The organism is Mesorhizobium sp. M2A.F.Ca.ET.037.01.1.1 (assembly GCF_003998075.1).
Taxonomy (GTDB): Bacteria; Pseudomonadota; Alphaproteobacteria; order Rhizobiales; family Rhizobiaceae; genus Mesorhizobium.
The window spans coordinates 1-5,449 of record NZ_RZSA01000407.1; the positions used below are offsets into that span (position 1 = coordinate 1).

General features: G+C 64.1%; 6 protein-coding genes. 1 reads left to right on the top strand and 5 read right to left on the bottom strand.

Features of this window, described 5'->3' with window-relative positions; translation table 11 throughout:
- Window positions 1-567 (top strand): LysR substrate-binding domain-containing protein (locus EOA27_RS19915; protein ID WP_245491125.1); only part of this gene is annotated, 567 nt, incomplete at its 5' end.
- 55 nt (window positions 568-622) lie between these two features.
- Here the strand turns inward: EOA27_RS19915 and EOA27_RS19920 are convergent.
- From EOA27_RS19920 to EOA27_RS19940, 5 genes are all read right to left on the bottom strand, one after another.
- On the bottom strand, window positions 623-1,726 hold the full coding sequence (locus tag EOA27_RS19920; RefSeq protein ID WP_126083512.1) for a calcium:proton antiporter: 1,104 nt from the start codon (window positions 1,724-1,726) through the stop codon (window positions 623-625).
- A gap of 84 nt (window positions 1,727-1,810) precedes the next feature.
- Window positions 1,811-2,434 (bottom strand): poly-gamma-glutamate hydrolase family protein, encoded by a 624-nt coding sequence (locus EOA27_RS19925; RefSeq protein ID WP_127256946.1) that lies wholly within the window; start codon window positions 2,432-2,434, stop codon window positions 1,811-1,813.
- A gap of 10 nt (window positions 2,435-2,444) precedes the next feature.
- Window positions 2,445-4,211: an AMP-binding protein gene (locus EOA27_RS19930; RefSeq protein ID WP_126078870.1), complete on the bottom strand. Its 1,767-nt coding sequence runs from the start codon at window positions 4,209-4,211 to the stop codon at window positions 2,445-2,447.
- 73 nt (window positions 4,212-4,284) lie between these two features.
- Entirely contained in the window at window positions 4,285-4,983 is a 699-nt protein-coding gene (gene hisG, locus EOA27_RS19935; RefSeq protein WP_126078871.1) for an ATP phosphoribosyltransferase, read from the bottom strand.
- Window positions 4,980-5,449: ATP phosphoribosyltransferase regulatory subunit (locus EOA27_RS19940; protein WP_189562063.1), on the bottom strand; the 470-nt coding region annotated here is incomplete at its 5' end. The genes EOA27_RS19940 and hisG, both read right to left, overlap by 4 nt.

Below are 5,449 nucleotides of genomic sequence, written 5' to 3' on the forward strand. Positions count from 1 at the left end.
GAGCTGAAAAAACACTACCCTTCCCTCCAGCTCGAGCTGCGCGAGGCGGTGACCGCGTCGCTGGTCGAGGAAGCGACGTCTGGCCGGCTCGACGCCTTCATCGCGGCCTTGCCGCTCGATCAGCCGGCGATCGTCACCGAAAAGCTTTTTGCCGACCGCTTCTTCCTCGCCGTGCCCGCCGGCGATCCGGCCTTCGCCTCACCGCCGGTGCCGCCCGAAAGCCCGGCGCTGGAGCGCCTGATGCTCTTGGAGGAAGGCCACTGCCTGCGCGAGCAGGCTTTGGCCGTCTGCGGCAGTGTGCGGCCGGTGGCGATGGCAAGCTATGGCGCGACCAGCCTCACCACGCTCCTGCAGATGGTCGCGCACGGGCTTGGCGTCACGCTGGTGCCGGAAATGGCAGCAAGTGCCGCTGGCGCCCTGCCGGATCTGAGGATCGTGCCGTTCCAGGAGCCGATGCCGCAGCGCACGATCTGCATGGCCTGGCGGAAGAACAAGGTGCGCCAGGACGAGTGCGTGGAACTGGCGCGGATCATACGCGGACTGGATCGGGCGGTGCTCGCGGCGTGAAGCGCTTCTCGAGGCGGCGCTAACCCTGCGCCCGATGCTCGGCTCGCGACACCCTTCACGGCACGAAGATCAGAAACACATAGGTGAAAAACACCACGACATGGACCATCCCGGTCAGGAACGTCGTTCTTTCGGTGCTGAAGCTGACGCTGCATATGAAGAGCGCCAGTACCAGAAGCACGGCATCGGAGGCCGGAAGCCCCAGGGTCAGTCCCCTGCCCGTCAGCAGACTGGCGGCCGCGACCGCCGGTATCGTCAAACCGATCGTGGCGCAGGCCGACCCCATCGCGACGTTGAGGCTGCGCTGCAGCTCGTTCCTGAACGAGGCGCGGATCGCTGAGATGGCCTCCGGCATCAAAACCAGCGCCGCGATCAACGCGCCCACGATACTGTCGGCCTGGGTCACCTGGTAGGCGGCGAGCGCGTCCTCCACGCTCGCGGCGACCTGCTCGGCGAGCAGGACAATGCCGATGAGCCCACTCAACAGCAGCACGGCGCTGACGGAAATGCTGTCGTGGGAGGCGGTTCGCATCGGTGCGTCGTGTGCCTGTCCCTGGACGAAGTCCTCCCGGTGACGAACGGTCTGGGCGAACACGAAGCTCGCATAGAGCAGCACCGAAAGGACGCTCACGAAACCAAGCTGAGCCGCCGAAAACGTGCCGGGGTCCGTGGTTCGGGTGTAGGTCGGAAGAATAAGCGTCATCACGGTCAGCGCGATCAGGACCGACAGGTAGGCGCTGGTCCCTTGCCGGACGATCGCCTGCTTGCGATAGCGCCAGCCGCCAAGCGTGAGGCAGATGCCCACAACGCCGGTGGAGGTGATCATCACCGTCGAGAAAACGGACTCGCGCGCCAGCGTCGGGTTGTTTTCTCCATGCAGCATCATGGAGACTATGATCGACACTTCGATCGCCGTCACCGCGAAGGTCAGCACCAATGTTCCGTAGGGCTCCCCTACGCGCCGGGCGAGCGCCTCGGCATGATCGAGCACGACGAAAATGGTGACGAACATGATGGCGCTCGACAGCGCTCCGACGAGGATCCTGACGTTTAGCGACCCTTCGTCAACCGAAAGGCCGCTGGCCTTGACCGCGAGAGCCATCGCCAGCGCGGCCAGCGGCATCGTGTAGGACGTTCCCGACCGGGCGTAACTCGTCATCCACCCCCCTTGGTCTACACCATGCGTTTTTTCGACCTTAGCGGAAAAGCGCGTGGGGAGCACGTCCCGAGCACTTTGCAGCATTCAAAATAGGATTGGGGACCAGGCACCATTTTGGGCGTCGCTTGTCTCCATGGCCCTGCGAACCGCCCCACAGAATTTTTCCAGAAGGTCCGGCTCGTTGCCCAGCCGGCGGCGCAGCGAGAAGGGGACTTCCAGTTGTGCGCCTTTTCCCGTCAATCCGCGATTGACGATGTTCGAATCCTGGATGCCCGGAAACGGATGGTTGTCCTTTTGCGTCTGGAAGCCGGCCTCCTGCAGGCGCCAGGCTATCTCCGAAACCAATGCGGCGTCCTTGCCGCCCAGGTAGACCGTCGCGAGATCGTCGCGATCCTGACGGCCGTGGATGGCGACGACAGTGGACTTGGTCCGCAACAGGTCCAGCGCGGTTGCCTCGTCGAAGTTCCTGGACGTTATGTGCAGCTCCCGGTTGCTTTCCGGCATCAGCCCTTCAAAGCAATACATGTCGAGATCGTCGCCGGCTATCGTCTCGGTGATCAGGGAGGTGCGGGGCTCTATCTTGCCGCCATGCGGAGCCATGACGATCGCGCCGCCCGTTCGCGCGCCTCGGCGGACGACGATGCGATAATCCACGTTTTCGATTTTGGCGGCCCTCAGCGCCGCGAAATTGGGAAACTCGTTGTCCATAAATGCCGTTTCACGCCGTCTTCTGCGCCACCAGCCCGAGTTCCTCCACCATCGCTTCGCGCATCAGGAATTTCTGCGGCTTGCCGGTCACCGTCATCGGCAATTCGGTGCGGAAACGGATGTGGCGCGGCACCTTGTAATGCGCGATCTGGCCAGCGCAGAAGGCCTTGATTTCCTCGGCGGTGGCGATCTGGCCGGGCTTCAGCACGATCCAGGCGCAGAGTTCCTCGCCATATTTGTCGTCCGGAATGCCGAAGACCTGCACTTCCTTGACCTTTGGATGGCGGTAGAGGAACTCCTCGACCTCGCGCGGATAGACGTTCTCGCCGCCGCGGATGACCATGTCCTTTACCCGCCCGACGATGTTGCAATAGCCCTCGGCATCTATCGTGGCGAGGTCGCCGGTGTGCATCCAACCCTCGGCGTCGATCGCCTCGCGGGTCTTGTCAGCGTCGTCCCAATAGCCCTTCATCACCGAATAGCCGCGCGTGCAAAGCTCGCCAGGCTCCCCGACCGCGACGGTCGCGCCATCCGCGCCGATCGCTTTCACCTCGACATGCGGGTGGATGCGGCCGACGGTGGAGACGCGCTTTTCAAGCGGGTCGTCGACGCTGCTCTGGAAGGAGACCGGGCTGGTCTCGGTCATGCCATAGGCGATGGTCACCTGGCTCATATGCATGAGCGACACCACCTTCTTCATCACCTCGATCGGGCATGGCGAGCCGGCCATGATGCCGGTGCGCAGGCTGGAGAGGTCGAAGCCGGCGAAATCGGCATGGTCGAGCATGGCGACGAACATGGTCGGCACGCCGTAGAGTCCGGTGCAATGCTCCTGCGCGACCGCTTTCAGCGTCGCGCCGGCGTCAAACCCTTCGCCAGGGAAGACCATGGTCGCGCCCTTCGACACGCAGCCCATCGTGCCCATCGACATGCCGAAGCAATGGTAGAGCGGCACGGGGATGCAGAGCCGGTCATCGACGGTGAGTTTTATGGCCGAGGTGACGAAATTGCCGTTGTTGACGATGTTCGCGTGGGTCAGCGTCGCCCCCTTCGGCGCGCCGGTCGTGCCGCTGGTGAACTGGATGTTGATGGCATCTGCGGGCTTCAGGCTCTCCGAGATGCGGTCGAGACTGTCGTGCTCGTCGCGGCCGGCCATGGCCAGCACATCGCCGAAATTGAACATGCCGGGCGAATTGTCGTCACCCATGCGGATGACGATCTTCAACGCCGGCAGCTTTTTCGCCTTGAGCTTGCCGGGCTCCGCCTTGGCGATCTCCGGCGCGAGCGTCTCGATCATGCCGAGGTAATCGGATGTCTTGAACTGGGCCGCCGTGACCAGCGCCTTGCAGCCGACCTTGTTGAGCGCATATTCCAGCTCGGTCAGCCGATAGGCCGGGTTGATGTTGACCAGGATCAGGCCGATGCGAGCGGTGGCGAACTGCGTCACCAGCCATTCCCAGCGGTTCGGCGACCAGATGCCGACGCGGTCGCCCTTTTCCAGGCCGAGCGCCAGGAAACCGGCGGCCAGGGCGTCGACCGCATCCGACAGCTCGCTCCAGGTGAAGCGCTTGTCCTGACCGACGAAGACGGCGGCGTCGAGCGTGGCGTATTTGCTCACCGTATCGGAGAACAGCTCCGGAATGGTCTTGTCGAGCAAAGGCACCAAGCGATCGCCCGAGACATGCGCCTTGCCGCCGGCCGGGGCAATAAAGGTGCCGCTCGCGCGATGCCCGCGCAAATTGGTGGCGTTCATAAGCTCGTCGAGTTTGATCGCCATCGCCGTCTCCTCCCGAGATGATTGAGCCTATCAGCCTGCAAAGGCGGTGGAAACCCGCCGAAGGTAGGGAGGGCTAAGCGACCAAGGCGCCCATTTTGGCTGCGATTGCCCGCAACCGTGCCTCATCCGCCGCGTCGCGCTGCTTCCTCGACGCGACCAGACAGGCCTGCGACTTGAGGATGGTGCCGTCGCCCAGCACCTTGAGGTGGTTGGCGCGCAGCGTCGAGCCGGTGGTGGTGATGTCGACGATGACGTCCGCCAGGCCGGCGGCCGGCGCGCCTTCGGTGGCGCCGAGGCTTTCGACGATGCGGTAGACCTGGATGCCGTGCTTGAGCGAAAAGAACTGCTGCGTCAGCCGCCAATATTTGGTGGCGATCCTGAGCCGCCGGCCGTGGCGCTGGCGGAAATCGGCGGCGACATCATCAAGATCGGCCATGGTGTCGACATCGAGCCAGATGTCGGGCACGGCCACCACGACGTCGGCATTGCCGAAGCCGAGGCGCGCGACGATCTCGGCGCGCGCTTCCCAGTCGGCGAGATTCTCGCGCAAAAGATCCTCGCCGGTGATGCCGAGATCGACCGACCCTTGCCCGATCTCGCCGGCGATCTCGGACGCGGACAGGAAGGCCACCTCGACATTGTCGAGGCCGTCGATACGCGCGCGGTATTTGCGGTCGTCCTCGGGCAAGGTAACGGCCAGCCCTGCCTTGGCCAGCACTTCGAGCGACTGTTCCTTGAGTCGGCCTTTCGACGGGATCGCCAGCGTGATCATTTGGCATTCTCCCGCAAGGCTTCGATCCGGTCGAGCCAGACCGAAAAACCCACGCCGGGAATCGGCTTCTTGGCGCCAAGCAGCGTCAGCAGCCGGTCGTAGCGGCCGCCGCCGACAAGCGGGCGATCGCCTCCCTGGACAGCGATCTCGAAGACGAGGCCGGTGTAATAGTCGAGCGGGCGGCCGAAAGCGGCATCGTAGCGGATCTGCGCCGAGGACAGCCCATGCGCCTCGATCGCCTTGGCGCGGGCGGAGAAATTCTCCAGCGCCGGCCCCAGCGACAGGCCGGCATCGGCGGCGAATTTTTCCAGCGCCGCGGTCGCGCCGCTGAGCGCGACGTCGATCTCGAGAAAACCCTTCAACGCCGAGAAGGCGTCATCGGAGAGCCGCACGCTGCGCAACTGTGCTTTCTCGGTCAGCCGGCGCGCAATGTCGGCCGGCTGACCGAGAAAGCACAGTTGCGCAG

Bases quoted from the DNA above. Each gene is read 5' to 3' on its own strand.
- EOA27_RS19920 (WP_126083512.1), bottom strand. From the start codon at position 1,726: ATGACGAGTTACGCCCGGTCGGGAACGTCCTACACGATGCCGCTGGCC.
- EOA27_RS19925 (WP_127256946.1), bottom strand. From the start codon at position 2,434: ATGGACAACGAGTTTCCCAATTTCGCGGCGCTGAGGGCCGCCAAAATC.
- EOA27_RS19930 (WP_126078870.1), bottom strand. From the start codon at position 4,211: ATGGCGATCAAACTCGACGAGCTTATGAACGCCACCAATTTGCGCGGG.
- hisG (WP_126078871.1), bottom strand. From the start codon at position 4,983: ATGATCACGCTGGCGATCCCGTCGAAAGGCCGACTCAAGGAACAGTCG.